At 48.4% G+C, this 19,414-nt stretch carries 19 protein-coding genes; 8 read left to right on the plus strand and 11 right to left on the minus strand.

From position 1 onward, the window contains the following. Positions 1-481: 481 nt before the first annotated feature. Together CLC93_RS11265 and CLC93_RS11270 are read right to left on the minus strand one after the other, a co-directional pair. The gene (locus CLC93_RS11265; RefSeq protein WP_095506081.1) at positions 482-2,389 is read right to left on the minus strand and encodes an Ig-like domain-containing protein; all 1,908 of its coding nucleotides are present in this window, start codon (positions 2,387-2,389) and stop codon (positions 482-484) included. Positions 2,390-2,825: 436 nt separating this feature from the next. Beyond that, positions 2,826-3,419, minus strand: coding sequence for a hypothetical protein (locus CLC93_RS11270; RefSeq protein ID WP_095506082.1), 594 nt, complete (start codon positions 3,417-3,419; stop codon positions 2,826-2,828). A gap of 1,565 nt (positions 3,420-4,984) precedes the next feature. Between CLC93_RS11270 and CLC93_RS17975 the strand changes: the two genes are divergently transcribed. Beyond that, a complete protein-coding gene (locus tag CLC93_RS17975) occupies positions 4,985-5,179 on the plus strand; it encodes a helix-turn-helix transcriptional regulator (protein ID WP_095506084.1) in 195 nt (64 codons plus the stop codon). 2 nt (positions 5,180-5,181) lie between these two features. Here CLC93_RS17975 and CLC93_RS11285 read toward each other — a convergent pair whose 3' ends face one another. Beyond that, positions 5,182-6,414: a tyrosine-type recombinase/integrase gene (locus CLC93_RS11285; protein ID WP_095506085.1), complete on the minus strand. Its 1,233-nt coding sequence runs from the start codon at positions 6,412-6,414 to the stop codon at positions 5,182-5,184. A 264-nt stretch (positions 6,415-6,678) separates the two neighbouring features. Further along, positions 6,679-7,503: an SDR family NAD(P)-dependent oxidoreductase gene (locus CLC93_RS11290; protein ID WP_095506086.1), complete on the minus strand. Its 825-nt coding sequence runs from the start codon at positions 7,501-7,503 to the stop codon at positions 6,679-6,681. Between the two features lie 693 nt (positions 7,504-8,196). On the opposite strand from CLC93_RS11290, the gene CLC93_RS11295 reads away from it, so the two are divergent. From CLC93_RS11295 to CLC93_RS11320, 6 genes are all read left to right on the plus strand, one after another. Continuing rightward, a complete protein-coding gene (locus tag CLC93_RS11295; protein WP_095506087.1) occupies positions 8,197-9,027 on the plus strand; it encodes a hypothetical protein in 831 nt (276 codons plus the stop codon). A gap of 83 nt (positions 9,028-9,110) precedes the next feature. Continuing rightward, positions 9,111-9,440, plus strand: a complete 330-nt coding sequence (locus tag CLC93_RS11300; protein WP_095506088.1) for a hypothetical protein — start codon at positions 9,111-9,113, stop codon at positions 9,438-9,440. 128 nt (positions 9,441-9,568) lie between these two features. Continuing rightward, a complete protein-coding gene (locus tag CLC93_RS11305) occupies positions 9,569-10,207 on the plus strand; it encodes an outer membrane protein (protein WP_245837151.1) in 639 nt (212 codons plus the stop codon). A 180-nt stretch (positions 10,208-10,387) separates the two neighbouring features. Continuing rightward, positions 10,388-10,939, plus strand: coding sequence for an outer membrane beta-barrel protein (locus CLC93_RS11310; protein WP_095506089.1), 552 nt, complete (start codon positions 10,388-10,390; stop codon positions 10,937-10,939). A 197-nt stretch (positions 10,940-11,136) separates the two neighbouring features. Further along, the gene (locus CLC93_RS11315; protein WP_095506090.1) at positions 11,137-11,811 is read left to right on the plus strand and encodes a response regulator; all 675 of its coding nucleotides are present in this window, start codon (positions 11,137-11,139) and stop codon (positions 11,809-11,811) included. Further along, complete coding sequence (locus CLC93_RS11320) at positions 11,811-13,172, plus strand: ATP-binding protein (RefSeq protein ID WP_425439851.1); 1,362 nt, start codon at positions 11,811-11,813, stop codon at positions 13,170-13,172. Before CLC93_RS11315 ends, CLC93_RS11320 begins: the two co-directional genes overlap by 1 nt. On the opposite strand, the gene CLC93_RS11325 is transcribed toward CLC93_RS11320, so the two are convergent. The 3 genes from CLC93_RS11325 to CLC93_RS11335 all read right to left on the minus strand — a co-directional run bounded on the left by CLC93_RS11325 (position 13,169) and on the right by CLC93_RS11335 (position 14,962). Next, entirely contained in the window at positions 13,169-13,477 is a 309-nt protein-coding gene (locus CLC93_RS11325; protein WP_169902984.1) for a DUF3135 domain-containing protein, read from the minus strand. The two genes, CLC93_RS11320 and CLC93_RS11325, sit on opposite strands and share 4 nt — an antisense overlap. 60 nt (positions 13,478-13,537) lie before the next feature. Further along, entirely contained in the window at positions 13,538-14,485 is a 948-nt protein-coding gene (gene corA, locus CLC93_RS11330) for a magnesium/cobalt transporter CorA (protein WP_095506309.1), read from the minus strand. Positions 14,486-14,584: 99 nt separating this feature from the next. After that, a complete protein-coding gene (locus tag CLC93_RS11335; RefSeq protein ID WP_169902986.1) occupies positions 14,585-14,962 on the minus strand; it encodes a hypothetical protein in 378 nt (125 codons plus the stop codon). 40 nt (positions 14,963-15,002) lie between these two features. Here CLC93_RS11335 and CLC93_RS11340 point away from each other — a divergent pair, with 40 nt between their 5' ends. Continuing rightward, positions 15,003-15,473 (plus strand): GNAT family N-acetyltransferase, encoded by a 471-nt coding sequence (locus CLC93_RS11340; RefSeq protein WP_169902988.1) that lies wholly within the window; start codon positions 15,003-15,005, stop codon positions 15,471-15,473. Here CLC93_RS11340 and CLC93_RS11345 read toward each other — a convergent pair. From CLC93_RS11345 to CLC93_RS11360, 4 genes are read right to left on the minus strand one after another with little or no spacing between them, the layout of a single operon-like run. Then, a complete protein-coding gene (locus CLC93_RS11345) occupies positions 15,470-16,231 on the minus strand; it encodes an SDR family oxidoreductase (RefSeq protein ID WP_095506095.1) in 762 nt (253 codons plus the stop codon). The genes CLC93_RS11340 and CLC93_RS11345 overlap by 4 nt on opposite strands. Before the next feature lie 2 nt (positions 16,232-16,233). Continuing rightward, complete coding sequence (mmsB, locus tag CLC93_RS11350; RefSeq protein WP_095506096.1) at positions 16,234-17,124, minus strand: 3-hydroxyisobutyrate dehydrogenase; 891 nt, start codon at positions 17,122-17,124, stop codon at positions 16,234-16,236. 1 nt (position 17,125) lies between these two features. Continuing rightward, the gene (locus CLC93_RS11355; protein WP_095506097.1) at positions 17,126-18,247 is read right to left on the minus strand and encodes an enoyl-CoA hydratase/isomerase family protein; all 1,122 of its coding nucleotides are present in this window, start codon (positions 18,245-18,247) and stop codon (positions 17,126-17,128) included. Between the two features lie 8 nt (positions 18,248-18,255). Further along, on the minus strand, positions 18,256-19,413 hold the full coding sequence (locus CLC93_RS11360; RefSeq protein WP_095506098.1) for an acyl-CoA dehydrogenase family protein: 1,158 nt from the start codon (positions 19,411-19,413) through the stop codon (positions 18,256-18,258). Position 19,414 lies beyond the last annotated feature (1 nt).

Consider the following 19,414-nt stretch of genomic DNA (forward strand, 5'->3'; position numbering starts at 1 on the left):
CGTTGACAATGTCATTAGAGAGCTTAAGCAACCGAAAAGTGGCGTCTTTGAATCAATGAAAATGCTTGCCACACGAATAAGACGCCTACCTCAGTGGTAGAGTTTTGGATGCAGATGTAAATCAACAACTGGCACTTATACCATGGTGGTAGTTTCTGGAGCCGCCTCCCACTAAACAGAAACTGAGCCCAGTAAACCTTATGGAGGTTTAGCTAGGCTCGAGTTTCGAAGCATATGGCTTCCAGTTTGCCAAGATAGGGGGCGCACATATGATACTCAACCGCCTATCTACCGCGAGACGAATCAACGACCCTGCAGACCAATAGCACACCAAATTGTATTCGATCCGATTATGGGCCCCGCTAGCTAATTACATCAAGAGGCAACTCGGGGCTTGAGTGATGGCCGAGATGCTTCTAGGCTCAAAACTCAATATCTACTTAGCTACCCGAGCTCCGCTCTCGTCTTGACTATAACTCCGTCACTCTTTGGCGTCAGCCCTTCTGGTTTCATTGCTGAAAAAGGTCACTTGCTTAACAACGCCAAAAACATCGTGCGCTGAAAGCACATGTGTCTCGCCAGTTGTATGGCTAACCCTTTCGTTGCAGCTGTTCAAGGTTGAGTAATTGTGGATGATGTCTCCTGCATTACCGACCGCGCTATCAACCTCTCGTATCGCACAGAAATTGTTCTCCCGCTTAATTGAGTAGACCTTTTCGCCAAACCGAGATACGTAACCAAGGTCAGGGCGCTCAAACCAGTTTCCACTAAACTCCCACGTTGAACCGTTCATACGCGCAATATACCGACCTTCTGATAGTTCAACGATGTCCCTTGGACCATTATCTCCATGACTTGGTAACCCATTTTCTAAAGAGCGAATGATCTTGCCCTGATAGTCGATTTCAATGACCTTCGCGCCTTCACCTCGCGAAGTCTTAGTGGCAATTATTTTGTCTTTCAAGAATGTGAAGTTACTGTAAGATTGGAATATCTCCTGACCGGCTTTGTATCCATCGAAAAGCACCGTAAAAATACCATCCGCGCCAAGACGACCCATCTGTCCATTCTTAAATACGTACAAGTCAGAGCCAACAAACTGAGTGTAAATCTTGCAGCAAACTCCCTCAAAAAAGTCTCCCAATCTGAGCAGTTGTTTGCCACCTGATGTATTGTGAACAAATATGCTTTTAAACAACATGTTGGCTTTGTCGTCGCGAAGCTGATATGCCACAATCGAGCCGGTGCTGTTTACTGAGATGGTCTCAAATGAGGTGATGCTACTTGGTCCATCTAGCTGAGTGACCTCACTTCCGTTAACCAGCAATTTGGGTCTTTGGCCTGTTGCTCTATAGTTACGAGCTTCAATGATATGGCCCGCAGATCCAATGTTAACTAAGTCAGCGGAATACTCTGGCAAGGCTCCCTCTTTCTTCAGCATGCCTTTCGCGAGTACATCAACCTTAATATCCAACTGCTGATTTAAGAATTTGAACCGTGCGGCCGTTTGGCCTGCGCCGACTGCGGTGACAAGGCCATTATCAACCGTTGCCCTCGTCTCATTCATAGCTACCCACTCGCCTGCTTGTCCCACTTCCTCCGATGTGCGATTTACGAATTCTGCACGTACTGTGAGTTGCTCGCTGTCCCCCACAAAAAGACGCAGAGCGGAGCGATTTGGCACTAGCTGCTTGATTGTCACGACCTCTAGCTCTTTTGTTGCTTTAACGCCGTAGTAGCTATGCGTTAGCGTAAACTTACCATCCTTTAGTGCAGTAAGTTGGCCACTAGTGGTGACTCTGGCATTGTCGTTTGATACCTCCCATGTACCAGAGCTAGAGCTGTCGATTACTTCACCGTTCTTGAGTATGGCCTTAGCTACCAGATTGACTCTCTGCCCCGAGGCAATCATTGGCTGGTTATCTTCTATGTCAATTGATACTACATCACTCGTTACCGAAACCGCGGCTTGCGCTTTTACACCCATGGCTTCAAAAACAACGCTCGTCGCACCAACGCTTACACCGGTAATCATCCCGCCAGATACCGTTACGATATTTGTATCTAATGTTCCCCATGTTCCAGAACCTGTAACATCAACCGATTGACCCGTTGTGGTGATGCCCGTTGCTGTTATAGACGCCTTTTCGCCAACACCCACTTCAACGCTATTTGGGCTTAGAGATACTGATACTATACTTTCCGGCGGCTTGTTCGAGGATGAATTATCGCCTCCACCGCCACAGCCCTGCAGTATGAATAAGAACATTGAAAAAATTAAAAGACTAAATTTATGGAGGTTTTTCATAGCGGGTAACCTATGTTTAATGTTTGATAAGCCACCGAGTTCGCTTGTCAATCTAGCTTTCTCGCGCTTACGTAATTGCATGAAAAAAGCCCAACTTGTGCTTGTTTCAAGTCCGCAACCAAACGAAGTAGGTTTGCTCCACTGTAAACATGCTTTACCAAGCTACCTTCGTTCTTTGAACCCAGCCTGGTACAACTTCGCTTGATAACGCCGAAGACTTGTTGAAACCGTTTTTTGAGATGTACAACAGCAGCAGATATACAGCGAACGTAGCACCACATCTGCTACTAGTCGCTCAGTTGATTGCGTGCGTAGAATACTAGGCGGGAGAATTTTGAGAGTTGTAACTTTTTAAAGCTATGCTTTAAGGAGAGAGCTAGAGACAAGGGCTCTCTCCTCGACAAGCACGTGTCAAGCAATGCTCAAAGGTTAGTTTTTGGATGTCTGGAGAACCGGAGTCAGCCTATATGAAGACAAGAAATACCTAGTTTATTTGGTCCCTACCAGATTGTTATGTTCAATTTGTTATATACCTAGTAACAAAATCATCCATAGCGATAGGCAACAATTCATCATTTATGTTTAGCACAGCTCTAAGCAGCCATTCCCGAATGGCGGAACGAGGCCTTCTTTCGCCAGCACTATCAATAGCCTCAACAATATCGGTAAGGATATTTATTAGCTTATCAGCGTCGAAATCACGTTCTAGTTGCTTATCATAGACAAAGTCATCAATAACCCAATGGTTAGTTGGTTTATTTATTTTACTGCATGCGCAGGCGCAATATCGCTCACCCTGAAAAAATTGCTGCATGGTCCATTTGTAACGTGAGTCTCCGTAGTTGATATCCAAGCCATAGTTATTACTTGTCGGGAAGTCGAAGTATTTATTGTGTTGCTTATTCGGACAAGAACAGTGCCTAGTTACTACGTATATACCAAAATGTTTTGCGACTAACTCTAGATTTTCTTTCAGCAAACTCTCTAGCTCTCGTTTGATGCTAGAGTTAGGAGTAGTGTCGTCCCAAAAAAGCCCATCAGCATCTTGTACACCCGTAATGACCTTTTTTAACTGAGAACGCAAATTTGCATAAAACTGGTTAATTTTCATTGTACTTTCCTTTAAACAAAACAGCTTGTTGTACGGAACTCTCGATTATGTTCGACCAACTGCGCACGGCAACAAAGGGCCAACGGCCTCCTATCGATTTTTATCTTATTGATAGTTGGAGCATATTTGTAGGATTCCTACGATAACTGCTAATTTCCATAACGAAAACTAGCGGTAAAATGCAGGCTCCATCGCACTAATGTGATAAAAATCGGGATCCAATAGATTCCAAATATGTTATCAGCCTACCTTGGAGTGGCATTACAGGAAAATGAAATAGAGGCGTTCACAAAACACGATTTTTCCGCTAGAAATATGGATATACTCAGGTCTAGTAACCTCTCAGAGCCCTTATTTCCCTGTTCATGCAAGAGATGGTTAGCGAAGGCCCTAATTGACTGGGGCATGACCTTCTGATCCAATCTTGGTTTGACTTGCTTAGGCCGGCCAGACCTGAGACACCGTTTCTTAAGGCTTTTATTTCTCTGTTCATGCAAGAGAACATTAGTGAAGGCCCCAATTGACTCGGGCATGTTCGTCTAACCCAATCTTGGTTTGACTTACTTAAGTCATCCATACTTGAGACTCCGCCTCTTAAGGCTCCGACTTCTCTGTTCATGCAAGAGATCGTTAGTGAAGGCCCCAATTGACTCGGGCATGTTCGTCTAACCCAATCTTGATCTGACCTACTTAAACCTTCCATACTTGGAAGTGGAGATTCAGGCTGAAGCAAGGTATCAGCTCCCGATGATAAAGACCTTGACGACGTACCTATACAGTCTTGCGAACGGCTTCCAGCGCTACATCTTAGTCGGTTTTGTCCTGATAAACTCTTTACCATTTCACCTGGAGAGCGGTGACAGTGGTATGGTTTACTTCCTCCATGGCAACCATTTGCATCCAACCCACCAGAGTGAGATAGTGCAAATGGACTGATGTAAACCAACAGCAAAGCACATATATACAAAACGGGCCTTTTCGACAGCACTTTAGCTTCCCCATCAATATAACCAGCATGATAATTCCGCATAAACTAAAGTTTTGAAACCGGGTTTTCAAGTCCGACGTCTTAAAGTAAGAGCTTGGCACTACCTATCCGCTTACTCCAAAAGTGCGCTAGTCCGGCTTCGATAGACTGCTCAAAGCCGGACGGGTGATTAGCTCAGGGTCCAAATTGACCGCTCTTCTCAGTTGTTCTCAGAAAGTTCACTGCGCCACCGCACCAGGATTGCTCTTCCCAGTCTATCTTATTGACTTATTTGAATGTATTCGTGGGATTTTTGCGATTGCCACAGGTTTAATCACCTGATTATGAGAATTGAGTGCAAACCACAGGAGGATGAAGAAAAACTTCGAGTTGTGCATTCAACGCGCAGACTTAATCACCTTGTTAACCTTTTTCGTGAACCACCTTAGAGCTAATATTTCTTCTTGAATACTACTTACTTTGAACGAGTCTCTGTCGAGAATGAGTTGACATTTTTAGCCTTAAAAGCAGAGACCATAGGTCAAGTATGTAGACCAACTATGACTTCGCAAAAAGAACTTAAACAGAGGTATCTAGCATGGTTACTATCGAACAGCTACTTACAATCCAAGACGTTTGTCGATTGACGAAATTAAGCCGTTCTACTATTTACAAACTCATGAGAGACAAAAAATTTCCAAAACCTATAAAAATCTCAGTTCGAAACGTTCGCTGGCCCAAATACGTGGTTGATGAGTGGGCTGAAAGACTAGCCACAAGTCAAGCTGCTTAAAATCACTCGGCTATCAGCCGAGGAGACGAGATGCCGCAAATTGACTTAAGGTGCTCAGCCCATTGGTTGAGCGCTCTCCGTTGCATCTCGAACAACTCGTCTTCCTGAACTCCTGTAACGTAGACTCTTAACATATCAGGTAAACGATGATTAGCTATTAGTTCGATAATATGCAGACCAACACCGATCCCCGCCATACGGCTCATGGCTGTCCGTCGTAAGTCATGAGCTACCCACTTTTCAATCGCCTTGCCATCTAACAAAAATTCACACTGTTTTCGTGCGATCGCTCGAGTAATAGCCTTTTCAGTCATATGCCCATCAGCTTGACTTCTTCTATGGCTTGCCCCAGGCATAACAAAGGCTGACCCATTGCTGAATCTCTTCAGTTCTTTAAATAACTCAATAACTAATGGAGAGAGTGGCACGAGATGCTCCTTACCATTTTTCGACTTCTCTTTGGGAATGTACCATTCTGCAGAGTCAAATCTCACCTCGGACCATTCACAGCGAGTTATCTCTCCACGCCTTTGACCCGTTGCTATCAAGATCTTTACACCGATCTCTACTTGCTTGCTAAGACCTAAGTTACCGATGGTGTTCCAAACCACTGATATTTCTTCGTCTTTAAGTGTTCTTTCTCGAGGGCTACTTTTACCACCAAGGCGAGACTTATTGATATCTGCTGTAGGATTAAAGCTAAGAATGCTGCGCTGAAATGCCCAAAGACAAATTTGACGAAACAAGCCAAGCGCTTTTTTAGCCTGACCACCTGCCCCACGTTTAATACAAGCGTCAGTCATCATGTTGACGTGTCGCTTCTTCAGTATGTTGAGCTTGATGTGACCTATTACAGGGACAATTAACAGGTCAATCGACTCCTTCGCTATTTCTGGACGCTTTCTGTTGAGTTGCGCGTCTAAAGAATACCAAGAGTCACAAAGCTCCTTTACAGTTCGAGGGTTCTCTCCTTCTTGTTCACTTTTCGGATCTAGTCCCTCAGCGAGCATGTCCAAGATGTCTTGATGCCTGTCTTCTGCTTGACGAATGCTCATCTCTGATAGTTTGTTCAATGTCAGTTTGTACTGTTTGCCTTCGAAAGAGTACCTACATAACCAACTGAGGACGCCAGCCTTAGTCTCTCTTAAATAGAGCCCTTTAGTATGTTTGTGTGCTCGCTCCTTTCCCGATGGGTTAGCTTTAATTTGCTCAATATCTCTTTTGCATAAGGCCATGCACGCTCCCCTGTAAGCTCATGGGCTAATCTATGGGCTAACATCGTGGACTTTAAAAAACATCAACGAACGAAGTTAGACAAAGAAATTCGCCATTATGCATTAAAAACAGAGGGTTGAGACTATAAAAAAATCAAAAATACGACTTAGGACAATAACCCCTAGTCATGGGGTGTCGGGGGTCGGAGGTTCAAATCCTCTCGTTCCGACCAAATAGCAAAAAGGCCGCAATCGATTGATTGCGGCTTTTTTGTGTCCGTCTGATTAATCCAACTCGGGCTCAATCAGCTTGGGACTAATAGTTTCCACGTTGACGTCGGCGCGTCGACCGCTAATCAAGCGCCCCAGCGCTGTCCAAACAAAACTACCCGCGCGATTTTCCGCTTTGAGCGGCTTTTCCTGAAGGGCAAATCCCGCCAATGCTTCGCCGGAGACCGACGCGGGATTTCCTATGATAGGGAGCACCGTCTTTAAGCCCTTGATGAATTTTTCGTGCTTACCTTTGAGCACGCGCGGGTGCTGAGTCAAGGCGGTCAGAATGAGTCCTGGGTTAAAGGTCCCTACCTCAATGCCATTGCCCGCCTCTTCTTTGCGAAGCGCCAGTGTGAAATTACGCGCCCACGCTTTGGATGCGCTATAGCAATTCGCGTCGACTTGCGGCCCTTTTTCACCTCGGCCGGTAATGTTGATCAGGCGACCGTAGCCTTGTTTGCGAAAGTAGCGGCATGCCAAACTGCTACCTTGTAAACACCCTTGTATATTCACCGACACCAACAGATTGGCCATCGCCAGCGGAACCTCAGTGGTTGGGCCAGAAGGTGTGGTGGTTCCGGCATTGTTAATCCAACAATCGATTTTGCCGAATGTCTGATGAGCGGTTTGAATTAAGGCTTGGATTTGGCTCGCATCGGTAACATCACATACCATACCTACCACGTTTGCATGACTCGAAAACTCAGCCAAGGTCTCTTGTAGAGCGGTTTCTGACTCGCTAGACACCACCAAGTTAGCGCCCTTTGCCACTGCTGAGTGTGCAGTTGCTAAACCTAGACCGCTGGTGCTTCCCGTGATAACCAATGTCTTCGCCATACCGTATGTCCTTTTGTGGTGTTAGTTTACTTTTTTAACCAAACTGGCGAAAAATTGCGACCGGCGCACAGGGTGAATTTAACCAATATCAAATTGGTAGGGTAAAGATCGAAAAACCCAGGCACAAGGCCTGGGTTTTCTGTGTTTTTTCGGCTTTTCCAATTAAGGATTAAAGCGCGACTTGCGGTCAGTCTTAACTACGTTGTAGGTGAAAACGACTGCGAATAACGAAATGATAGCTGCCATGTTTAACTCCTCAAGGGCTCAACTTGCCCGGTTTTCAATACTCTCTGTTTCGGGTTAAATATTAACCAAAAAGCCTTGAACCCAAGCTGAACAAACGTTCACATTTTCGCCAATTCTAGGAATTATCCATTAATCGTCTTATTCAAAAGACTCTAGTTCCTCGCGTTGCCAACAGGTTTTACAGTATCCAGTGCGGCGTCCCTTCGTCAGCAACAGGTAACGGGCGGGTTTGCTGCACTGGCAAAAGTACTTTTGCGAATAATGAGTGATGGAATGCGCCAAGTCTATTAAGTGCGCAGCGCGCCCTCGAAACTCTACTTTTTTTGCGTGTATAGCCATTCCAAATCACTAAAAGACAAACTCAATTCAATCCCCGATTGTAGCAATTTGCCGAATAAAGCTAAACTATCCGCTATAAGCCTTATAACAATTGCGCTCAACATTCGTATGTCAGTAAAAGCCTTGAACACTCTGTTAGTATCTGTTGCTCTGCTTTGCACTTTTGCAGTGGAAGCGGCGCAGGTGACGGTGCGCGCCGGCGGCTTTTACTCAAAATCTAACTCGTCGTTTCAACTCAACAACCAGGCTGCAGGCTCCTCTCGTGATCTCAATCTCGAGAACCAGTTCGACCTACCAGTCAGAGAGGCAGTACCGTTAATTGCACTGCAGCTGGATTTTAATAACGACCACCGTCTGATTGCTGATTACCAGTACCTAACGCGCAAAGAAGCCGGAGAGTTCAATGGCGGGCCATTTACTTGGCGACAAAATGACACAGACTACCGAGCCAACAACGGTGCTTTTATCGCTAGCGAGTTAACCCTAGAGATCGCCAGTTTAAGTTACGGCATTCCGCTGTGGCACGAAAATGAGTCCATGTTTGGCGTAAGCCTTGGCTTGCACCAGATGAAAGTGCAATTTAGCTTGGCGGGCATGCAGCCACTGTGCCCAGGGCAACCCTGCCCAACCCTTGGTGATACTGTTAGTGAAAAATCCAAGCACCCTATGGTCAATCTCGGCCTTTATGGCCAATACCGGCTATTGAGAAACTTCGATTTAAGCGCCACCGCAAAGCTTTACAGCATTGATACCCAAAACCTCGATGGCCGCTTTTTCGATCTCAACGCTGGGGTAAATTTGTCGTTCTGGAAGAATTTCAAAGCTTACGTGGGCTACAGCTATTTGGAATTCGAGTCGAAAATGAACTTTGAACAAAGCCGTCCTCAATTTAACTACCGCTTTTTTGGGCCTGTAGCCACCCTTGCCTATCGTTTTTAACGAAAACGAGAGGCACTCCAAACCTTTCGTGTTGATTCTCATTTAAGCTATCAGCATCTTCTAATGATTTAGGAACTCCATGTATGTGGTGGCGTTATCTCATCATCGTATTGGCCTACGTATTACTGGCTGCGCACTTTCTTCGCTACGGCAACCTCGCCGTGGTCATTGTTTCTGCCGTCGCTCCGCTACTTTATTTCGTTAAGGCTCAGTGGAGCGACCGAGTAATCCAACTGGGTTTAATCGCTGCGATTATGGTTTGGCTGCAAACCAGCTGGCAGTTAATTAGCATGCGAATCGCTTTTGATAGTGATTACACTAGACTGGCGATAATCATGGCTGCGGTCGTTGGCTTTAACCTGCTAGCGCTGGTGTTGACTCAACAAATCTATAACCGCCGCACTCGGAATTAAACTGCCTAGGAATAAAATTTCCTATTTAATTTCAATAACTTATCGATATATTGGTTCAGCCTCGGTTCAGCTGGACCAGCCTACACTGCTCCCAACAACAAAACACAGAGTTTTTAATGGAGAGCAACATGAAACTAACTCGTATCACTTCTGTCATCGCTGGCACCACCCTAATGGCGGCCGCCGCACCTTCTTTTGCAGCTGAATACTTTATCGGTGGTAACATCGGTGCTCAGCAAAACGAAATTCGCGCTAACACTCTAAACAGCATTGAGCCAGAGCCAATGAACCTAATGCCATACTCTGGCACTAAGCGTGAGCGCGACCCGTTTTACGAGCTGCGTGCCGGTGCTTATTTTGGCGATGCTTCACAGCACCGTGCCACTGTTAGCTACAGCTGGAACTCTGGCAAAATTTCTTCGCTAGAAGGTACTAAGTTTGACCAGCAAAACCTGTTGGCCTCATACGACTACCTAATTCCAGTGACTGCTGACAAGCGTCTAAACGTATATGTGGGTGCCACCATTGGTAGCGCCTACACCAAGATGGACCAAAGCGGTTCTAGCAACGACTTTGTATACGGCGCACAGGTTGGTTTGAACTACCGCCTGACCGACAAGCTAAGCGCTGACTTGGGCTACCGTTACCTGAAGCAAGACTACAAGAAAGGCAACCTGCCAGAAGTTGCACCAACCTCTATCGAGTACGCAGAGTTTTCTTTGAACAACACTCAGCAACTGTACTTGGGTCTAGACTATCGCTTCTAAGCTAGCTTCCCCTTTGGGCGCCGTAAGGCGCCCTTTTTATTGGATTTTTTTCTCTCTTTAGCTGAATTTGGAAAAATAATTCCTTGTTCAGGTTCAATTCAGCCACCTCTGTATACACTCTCCGCCGTCATCAAAACGAAGCCAACACGACTTGGCAGAACATTTTCCTCGGAGAGAATAATGAACGTTAAACAATCAATTATCGCTGCTGTAGCCGCTACCGCTTTGACCGCACCTGCCATGGCTGCTGATTTGTTCATCGGTGCCACCGTTGGTAACCAGTGGACTGAAACCAAAGGCGCTGCTAAAGAGACTTCTTCAAACTCTAACATCGGCCTGCGCGCTGGTGCCATCTTGAACGATACTCACCGTTTCACTGGTACCTACACTCGCTCTGAAGGCGTTCACGGTTCTAAAGACAAAGGCGAGTCTCGCAACCACAACATCATCGCGTCTTACGACTACCTAGTTAAGCTAGACGACGCTGGTAAAGTTGACTGGTTCATCGGTGCAAGCGTTGGCGCTGGTATCTTCAAAGATGCAGGCCTAGGCAACGAAGCGACTCCTGTATACGGTGCTCAAACTGGTTTCTCTTACCAGTTCGACAACGGTGTTCGTACTGAAGTTGGCTACCGCTACCTGAAGCAAGACACCAAGTTCAAAGTTGAAGAGCAAAGCTTCAAAGTAAACAGCACTTCACAGCTTTACTTGGGTGTAGACTACCGCTTCTAAGCGAGTCTCGACTCAATCGAAGAAGGCGCCTTATGGCGCCTTTTTTGCGTCCATTGCCGTCTCAGTTATTAGTTATCGCTAAACTTAACAACCAAGTTCAGCTAGGGTTAAGTCGTTATACATTACACTAGCGTCTTAATTGGCATAGCCTCGTATTCGGGCTACACTAGCCAGACCACTTAAGGGGCTAATTTATCATGAGAATTCTTGTAGTAGAGGACGATCCAATCCTCTCTCACCACCTCAAAGTTCAACTCGAAGAGATGGGCAATGTGGTGCAAGTGGCACCAAACGCCAAAGAAGGTTTGTACCAAGCCACTAACTACCCAATTGAGGTAGCTGTAGTGGATTTGGGTCTACCGGATCAAGACGGCATCAGCCTAATCGCGCAAATGCGTGAGGCTGACGTGCGCGCGCCTGTGCTTATCTTAACCGCCCGTGTTAACTGGCAGGACAAGGTAGAAGGCCTCAACGCAGGTGCTGACGATTACTTGGTTAAGCCTTTCCAGAAAGAAGAGCTCGTGGCTCGCTTAAACGCGCTTGTGCGTCGTAGCGCCGGTTTTGTCAAAACCGTGATTACCTGCGAGCACTTGGAGCTAGATTTAGCCGCTAAGCAAGTAACTCTGGCCAACGAGCCAATGGAAATCACCGCGTTTGAGTACCAAATTCTCGAATACTTGATGCGCCACCACCAAGAAGTGGTGTCAAAGCAGCGTCTACTAGACGTTTTGTATGGCGATAAAGATGGCGATCCTAACACCATTGAGGTGATGGTCTCGCGTCTGCGTAAAAAGCTGAACGCCGGTGGTTTGGACAACTCGATTGCCACCATTCGCGGTCAAGGCTACAAATTTAGCCGGTCATGCAACTAATGCGATTTCTTCGACCCAAAAAACGCCTGCTCACGCGGGTGTTTTTGACTTCGATTGGCATTATCGCCATGGTGGGCTTCGGTCTCGCCCTAATGGTGAACGAACAACACGTTCAAAACAGCTACAACAAAGAAACCGCCAAGCTCATCGCTCAAATCCCAAATGTGGCTGCTGAGTTGCGCGAGCACGACTTGATACCGGCGGACTCCACTTGGCTGGAAGAAAACACCACTCAGAAGCAATATTTAATGGCCTCCTGCTCAGTGAACTACGACCAGGTTTGGACCTCGGTTGCCGCTGTAGACTTAGGACTGTTCGATACTTGTGAGCGCTTTAACTTAATCCGTAATGACGCTCCTCCCTACTATCTGACGCTCGCGGATCAGAAAAATTACTTCATCTACCTGCTTGAAGTAGAGCTAGGTGGCAACCCATACAATCTTTTGGTGATGAAAGACTCGCAAAGTATCGAGCAAGACTACGACCGCTTTGCCCGCAACACTTTCATCAAACTAGCCGTGGTACTAGCGCTCGCTACGGTGTTGATGATTTCAGCGGGCTACTGGGGGATGCGTCCCCTAGTGAAGATGCAAAGTGAGCTGCAACGAATCTCCGACGGTAAAACACAACAGTTGTCTGGTCAGTATCCTGTGGAGCTCGATGGTGTCACCAGTGCGGTTAACCAACTGATTAAGCAATCCGGTGCCCAGCAAGACAGATACCAAAACGCCATGAATGACTTGGCCCACAGCTTGAAAACTCGTTTGGCGGCGGTTCATGCGCTAATGGACGACAACACGCTGCAGCGCCACCAGCTGATGGATAAGGTGATGGACCAAGTGGGTCAAATGGACCTGCTGGTAAAATATCAACTCAAGCGCGCCATGCTCGGCCGCCAAGGTTTGGCTCAAGAGCAAACTGAAATGGCGCCAATCCTAACCCAAATGAGCAATATGCTCGACAAGGTATATCAGGATAAGCAAGTGAGCTACCAGCAGCGGGTCGCTGCCGATGTTTGCTTCCCTGGCAACAAAGGCGACTTAATGGAGCTGTTGGGCAACTTGATGGAAAACGCTTTTCGCTTGTGTATCTCGCAAGTGCTGGTGACTGCCACTCAGCACCAAGACAAGTTAGTGATCACGGTAGAAGACGACGGCGAAGGGGTAGCTCCTGAGATGCGCGATAAGATTTTACAGCGCGGAGTTCGCGCCGACACCAACTCTCCAGGGCAAGGCATTGGACTGGCCGTGTGTAGTGAAATCGTGGCCTCATATCAAGGGGTGTTGCACATTGAGACGTCCGAGCTTGAAGGTGCAAAATTCGAAATCCACATCCCTACTTTGGACGAATCACAAGCTTAATCTCTCGCCCGCAAGGACACCACCGACGCGGGCGTTATCTCTCCTCGACAAGTTCGCTGAAGCTTTTCAAGCTGAGTACGCATTTCCGCTTCAAATAGCACGCAAGCGTGCAAGGGGTTTTTGGCCCGTTCTCTTAAGCGATCCAAGTGAGATTGGTAGGCTTCCAAGCGCCCTCTTCGCTCATGGCTCACTCGCGCCAGCATGTCGTTCAGCAAAGCGCTACGATGCCGCTCAAAAGCGATAGGGTCTCGCTTGGCAAGCTCGGCTAACGCCTGCCAATCGATTTCAGGAGAGGTGTCACTCAAGGCTAGCTCCAAACAATGACTTTTTATCAAGCCTAGTTCAGAGCCGGGATTTTTGCCCCGTTACAGCCAGCCTTTTCTTCGGAAAAACAGATAGGTACCGACCGCACTGGCAAGCATCATGCCCAATGCCATGGGGTAACCAAACTGCCAATCCAGCTCTGGCATATTGGCAAAGTTCATCCCGTAGCTACTGGCAATCACAGTCGGTGGCAGGAACACCACAGCGGCAACCGAGAAGATTTTAATGATCTTGTTTTGCTGCAGACCGCTTAAACCCACTGCGGCGTCGAGCAAGAAGTTTAACTTGTCGAAGATGAACTGGCTGTGGGGCATCAAGGAATCGACGTCCGCCAGCATTTCTTTGAGATCTTTAACGTTGTCGTCGTGCAGCTGCTTGCGATAATAGCGGTTCATGTAACGCAGTGAACGTTGCGTATCGAGCAAACTCAAGCGAATTTTACCGTTGGCATCTTCCTGCATGGTAATTAGCTTAAAGATGTCGTCCAACTCTTGCGCGTTGAGCGCCTGATCGCCGACGTTCTCCAGCACGGTATAAACGTCTTCAATTAAATCCGACAGGTACTCAACCTTTAGGTTAAACAGCTCAAGGAAAAGATCTGCAGGAGTTTCGGCATCTAAGCGGCCTAAGCGCAAGTAGTTGCGCAACAGGCGAATCAGGCCCACGTCTTCTTCGCGAATGGTGATCAGCAAGTTTGGACGCAAGTTAAACGAAACGTTAACCGCTTTAAGATCAGTGCCTAAGCGCTGCGGAAACAAGCTATTGATGTGCAGGCCGTCTTTGTCGGTGTAAAAACGCGCCGAGGCCTCAATCTCGTTGAAGTCGTCTTCTTCGGGGACTTCTTCGACAAAATAACTGGAAAGCCACTGACGCTCGTCTTCTTCGGGTTGATACACGTCCAACCACAGCGTACCGTCAGGAATGGCATCGCTCACCGTGAGTTCGATGCTCTGTAGGGATTGATTTTGGTATAGGTATGCGGTGATCACAGCGCTTCCCCCATTCTGAATGGCTTTCGAATGGGCGCTAGTGTACAGCAAGCACTCTCAATTGCAGAAGAAAATCTTAGCTTTTACCAAGTTAACGGCTTATTTGGTCTCGGCTAACTGAATAATGACACTTTCTAGCGGTGAAATTCGAATGGTCTGGCCGTCAACCGTGACTAGGACCTTAGACTCAATATCGCCTTTGTGGGCCAAGTATTCTACCGAAGCACCTGTGTTGGGATTGGTAATGGTGACACGCATTAATTGCTGATTGTCGATGTAGCGCCAACCCATAAACGCCGCACTGCCTATGAGCAGCGCGCCCAAGCAAAACACAGCGTAAAAGCGAAACAAGGCTTTGCGCGACATTGCAGTAACGTCAGCGCTGGGTTCAACTTGCTCGGTTTTGGCTTTAGAGCGCTTTAACAGCATCATGCTGAAAATCAAAACCACAACGGTGACAAGCAACTTGGTAAGCACTAAGATTCTCCCAAAATCAGTAGAGTGCCAGTATACCCCAGTGAGTGTTAAAGAATACCAGCCAGATCACAACCGCCAACCTGAACCAACAAATTGGCGGGTAGAAGCTGTGCCTAGCAGTCACTTTCCGCTGATTCAGCGCTTTTATCAGGCGCATTACAAAAGCGCCAGAGTGAAGTCCCACGATTTGGTGTGGCAACTATTGCTAAATAACCAGCGAGTAGCCGTGATGCGCTTGCTGCCGATTGGCTCAGACTGGTTACTAAGTGGCTTAGTGGTCGACTCGGCAATGCGCCGCAAAGGACTCGCCGCACACTTGTTAAACCAAGCTTTGACCCAGTACTCAAGCGATTGCTACCTGTTTTGTGATGCTTCGCTGACGCCCTTATACCGAAAATCCGGATTCACAGGGGTGAATCCGGATTCATTACCGACTGAACTGAGAGGGCGTTTTCACACCTATCGGCGCGCTCAAACCAGCTTAGTAGCCATGTTTAGGCCAACGCCTTAAAACGAAACGCCACCATCAACTTCAATCACGCGACCGTTTACATAGTCATTCTCGACAATGTAGCGAGCGGTCGATGCAATCTCATCGGCTTGGCCTAAACGGCCCACAGGGACCATTTTCTCAAGACGCTCTAGCATTTCAGGTTTCATGCCCGCAGTCATTTCGGTCTCGATAACACCAGGTGCGATCGCCGCACAACGAATGTTGTGACGCGCCAATTCGCGCGCCCAAGTGACTGTCATGGCCGCCACACCGGCTTTTGACGCCGAGTAGTTGCTTTGACCCATGTTGCCGGCCCGTGCTACAGACGACATGTTGATGATCACGCCTTGTTGGCCAGAGCGGATCATGGCCGCAGCACCTTCGCGGCCACACAAAAAACTACCCGCAAGGTTAACCCCAATTACAGCGTTGAATTGGGCCAGCGACATTTTCTCGCGAATTTCGCCGTCTTTGGCTTTAAGCAACATGCCGTCACGCAGAATGCCTGCGTTATTGATCAGCACGTTAACTTTGCCAAAGTCTTCGAGAATGTAGTTGAAGGTATCAGTGATAAGCTCTTCGTCGGTAATGTCGACACAGTAGCCCTGTACTTCGGCACCCGCAGCGCCCAAGTCGCCTACGGCTTTGTTGAGGTTCTGCTCGTCTGCGTCGATGATCGCCAGTTTAGCGCCAGCGTTGGCAAAGTTAGTCGCCATGGCAAAGCCCAAGCCTCGCGCGCCACCTGTGATAACCACTACCTGGTCTTTCACTTGCATAATTAGTCCTTACGGCTGAAATAATTAAAGATGCTCGAAAAGTCCGCTTTGCCATTGCCGGCGCGAGCGTGAGCCTGATAAAGGCTTCGAGCTAATGCTCCCATTGGCGCGCTAGACTGACTGCTAAGCGCCGCTTCTGAAGCCAACCCCAAGTCTTTTACCATCAAGTCGGTCATGAAGCCACCCTGATAGCCGTGACTGGCTGGAGTTTGCTCCATTACCCCGGGACAAGGATTGTATTTTTCCAGAGTCCAGTTACCGCCGCTAGACACTTTCATGATGTCTGACAGCACTTTAGGGTCAAGACCATTGTCGATACCCAGCTGCAATGCTTCGCTAGTACCCACCATCAATACCGCCAACAATTGGTTGTTGCAGATTTTTGCGACCTGTCCGGCACCACTGTCACCAGCGCGGAACACGTTGGCACCCATGATATCTAAAACATCACGAGCACGCTCAACCGCGGTCTCTGAGCCCCCACAGATAAAGGTCAGAGTGCCGGCCTGGGCACCAGCAGTACCGCCAGACACTGGCGCATCAACAAAATCGATGCCTTTGCTCTGAGCCTCAGCCGCCACTGCGCGAGCACTGTCAGCGTCAATGGTGGAGCAATCAATCAGCAAAGTACCTGAGTTAACCTTGGCGATTATGCCCTCTTCTCCCATGAACAAGCCGCGAACATGCTTGCCCGCTGGTAGCATGCTCACTACACAATCCACGTCAGCAACCGCATCAAGGGCGCTAGCCGCTTGAGTCGCTCCAGCCGCCACTAACGGGTCAATCGCCGCTTGAACCAAATCGAAGACTTTGACTTGTTTGCCTGCTTTTAGAAGGTTGGCCGCCATTGGCCCACCCATGTTGCCAAGGCCGATAAAAGCAATACGTTGCATACTAAGCTCCTTGCTGTTCTAGGTTCGCTAATGGGTGGTCTTGTGCCTCCCATGGCGACTGAGTAATACGTTTCACCAAAGCCTCCGGCACCTGCTCTAGGCGCTCATACTGAAACTTGGGCTGACGGTCTTTATCGATAAGCAGTGCGCGCACCCCTTCGACAAAATCGCCGTAGGCCAGGGATTGCACTGACATGGCCAGCTCTTCGCGAAAACAAGTAGCCAAGCTTTTGCTTTGCCCTGCCGCGTGTTGGTAATTAATCAGTGCTAATGAAATTGGGCTACCGGATGCCATGGTTTGCGCCGCGCGAGCCAACCACTTAGGCGCATATTCTAGACTCTCAAAGCGTTTGATAATCTCAGTTAGCTCGCCTTGCATCAGCTCATCAATTTGCGCTTGATTGTCAGCCAATACGCCGGCTGGCATGTCCACATCACGTTCGGCACTAAGCTCTGTCATACAAGCTTTCACTCGGCGATGGTTCAGTTCGGCGTTGTTATCCCATGCTTGAGTGCTCAAAAGGTCAATTAGCTTGTCTAGTTGGGCGTTAGCCAAAGAGTAATCCGCCAGGCCCACGTAGCGGGCGTCTTCGGCATTCAGACCATGGCCTGTCATTCCGAGGAATAAACCCACTTTGCCCGGCATGCGATTGAGGAAGTAGCTCGCACCCACATCTGGGTACAGACCAATGGTGACTTCCGGCATGGCGATACGCGAGGTCTCAGTAACCACTCGGTGGCTGGCTCCAGCCATCAAACCCAGGCCACCGCCCATCACGATTCCACTACCCCAAACCACGACTGGCTTGGCGTAGGTGTGAATTAAATAATCCACTTGATACTCGTAGGTGAAAAAGTCTCGAGCCCAGTCGCTAACCCGCTCGGCATCGGCCTTAGCCGCATTAAACAACGACACCACATCGCCACCGGCGCAAAACGCCTTTTCGCCACTGCCTTTAAGCAACACTGCGGCAACCCGCTCGTCGTTTTGCCAAGCCAGTAGTTGCTCGCTCAGCTGCTTGACCATCTCAAAGCTCAGAGCATTGAGTGACTTGGGCGCGTTTAGGGTAGCGACACCCAGTTGCTTACCATTGGGGCCGGAGAGAAGTTCAAATTCGACCATAGTTCCCTCTACAAAATCTGACCGGCGTTGTCCGCCAGCAATCGACGGGCCACGATCAAGCGCATGATCTCATTGGTCCCTTCAAGAATTTGGTGCACGCGAACGTCACGCAAGTGGCGCTCTAACGGGTACTCACGAATGTAGCCATAGCCGCCATGTAGCTGCAGCGCTGCATCGCACACCTTAAAGCCAATATCGGTGGCAAAGCGTTTGGCCATGGCACAATAAGCGGTTTTCTCTGGGTCGTTATTATCCAGTTTAAAGGCCGCTAAACGCACCATTTGGCGAGCGGCAATTAGCTCGGTGGCCATGTCCGCCAGCTTAAACTGCAAGGCTTGAAAAGCCGCCAACGGCTTGCCAAATTGCTGGCGCTCTTGCATATACTCGGTGGCGCGCTCAAGGGCCGCTTGGGCAGTACCTAGCGAGCAAGAAGCGATATTAATACGACCGCCGTCCAAGCCCTTCATGGCAATCTTAAAGCCCTCGCCTTCTTCGCCTAAACGATTGGCCACCGGCACTCGTACCTGGTCAAAGTTGATTTGACGAGTGGGCTGAGCGTTCCAGCCCATTTTTACTTCCGGCTTGCCGTAGGAAATACCGTCGCTATCCGCAGGGATTGCCAGTGCCGAAATACCCGAGGCACCTTCGCCACCGGTGCGACACATGACAATCAGCATGTCGGTTTCACCAGCGCCTGAGATAAATACCTTGGTACCGCTAACCAGATAGTCATCACCATCACGTACCGCTTTGGTGGCAAGACTGGCCGCATCTGAGCCCGCACCAGGCTCGGTTAAGCAGTAAGAGGCTAATTTGGCACCGCTAGTTAGCGCCTCGCCCCAATCTTTGACCAAGCCATCCTGACCAAAGTCGGTCAGCATCCAGGCCGCCATATTGTGAATGGTCAGCATGGCCGTGGTCGCGGTACAACCGGTGGAAAGCTGCTCAAAGATAATGCTGGAATCTAAGCGCGGCAGACCCATGCCACCGGCTTCTTCTTTGGCATACAGGCCACAAAAGCCCAGCTCTCCTGCTTGCTGAATCACGGCCTTGGGAAAGATATGCTCTTCGTCCCACTTAGCCGCATTCGGGGCCAGCTCGCTATCGGCAAACTGGCGCGCCGCCTCGCTAAATGCGAGTTGGTCTTCGGTTAAATCAAAGTTCATT

This window comes from Paraferrimonas sedimenticola, assembly GCF_002282855.1.
Lineage (GTDB): Bacteria > Pseudomonadota > Gammaproteobacteria > Enterobacterales > Shewanellaceae > Paraferrimonas > Paraferrimonas sedimenticola.